This window comes from Intestinimonas sp. RTP31139st1_F5_RTP31139_211217 (genome assembly GCF_040226735.1).
GTDB classification, from domain to species: Bacteria; Bacillota; Clostridia; order Oscillospirales; family Oscillospiraceae; genus Intestinimonas; species Intestinimonas butyriciproducens.
In genome coordinates this window covers 41,048-42,253 of record NZ_JBCOAQ010000021.1, presented here as the reverse complement: position 1 = coordinate 42,253, position 1,206 = coordinate 41,048, and the positions used below count along the sequence as shown (strand labels likewise).

The 1,206-nt window shown below is 64.2% G+C and carries 1 protein-coding gene; it reads left to right on the top strand.

Annotation, left to right across the window (positions count from 1 at the left end; all coding sequences use genetic code 11):
• Positions 1-76 precede the first annotated feature (76 nt).
• Positions 77-1,206: prenyltransferase/squalene oxidase repeat-containing protein (locus ABUA09_RS12380; protein WP_349949398.1), on the top strand; the 1,130-nt coding region annotated here is incomplete at its 3' end.

Sequence of the window (1,206 nt, the reverse complement as noted above, 5' to 3'; positions counted from 1 at the left end):
GGGGCATGTGCCCCGCGCCACAGCTTTTTTTGACGAAAAGAGGCCATTTGTAAGGAAGGAAAAGGAGGAGAAACGAATGAAACAGAGATGGAGACGGCCGGTATCGCTGGCGCTGGCATGGGTACTGGCGCTGAGCCTGAGTACCGGGGCGTGGGCGGCGGTGTCGGACGAGAGGCTGGCCGACGCCGTTACGGACACAGCGGCGTACATGTACCGCACGGTGAAGGATCCCCAAGTGGGGTCCATCGGCGGCGAGTGGGCGGTGCTGGGCCTGGCGCGGAGCGGGTATGAGGTGCCTGAGGAGTACTATCAGAAATACTACGCCACGGTGGAGAGCTATGTGAAGGCCTGTGACGGGGTGCTCCACGACAAGAAATACACGGAATATTCGCGTCTCATTGTGGCGCTCTCGTCCATCGGAAAGGACGCGCGGGACGTGGCGGGGTACGACCTGACCAAACCCCTGGGCGACTACGGCAAGACGATCTGGCAGGGGCTCAACGGTCCGATCTGGGCGCTCATCGCGCTGGATTCAAAGGACTACCCCATGCCGGAAAATCCCGAAGCGGCGACGCAGGCGACGCGGCAGATGTATATCGACCGCATCCTGGACTGCCAGCTCCCGGACGGCGGATGGAGCCTGTTCGGGGGCACGGCGGCGGCGTCCTCGGGGGACGGGGTGTCGGACCCCGACATCACGGGGATGGCGCTCCAGGCGCTGGCAAAGTACCAGGACCAGGCGGCGGTGGCAAAGGCCACAGAGGAGGCCCTGGCGTGCATGTCGAAGCAGCAGGACGCGAGCGCGGGCTATGCGTCCTGGGGGACGACCAATTCGGAGAGCTGTGTACAGATGATCGTGGCGCTGTGCGAGCTGGGGATCCCGCTGGACGACAGCCGGTTCGTGAAAAACGGAAAGAGCATGCTGGACAATCTGATAACCTTCTATCTGCCCGGGAACGGTTTCCTGCACACGGCGGACGGGTCGGGCTCGAACCAGATGGCCTCAGAGCAGGCATTCTATGGCCTGATCGCAGCCCAGAGGGCCCGGGACGGGCGGAACAGCCTCTACCGGATGGGAGATTCCCTGACGGTGACGGGTGAGCTGGCCGGGGCCAAGCCGGGGGAGGGGCTGGAGGGGAAGGACCCCGCGGTCACGTATATGCCCATCGTGGACCGTGAGGCCACCTTCCCGGACATCACCGGCGT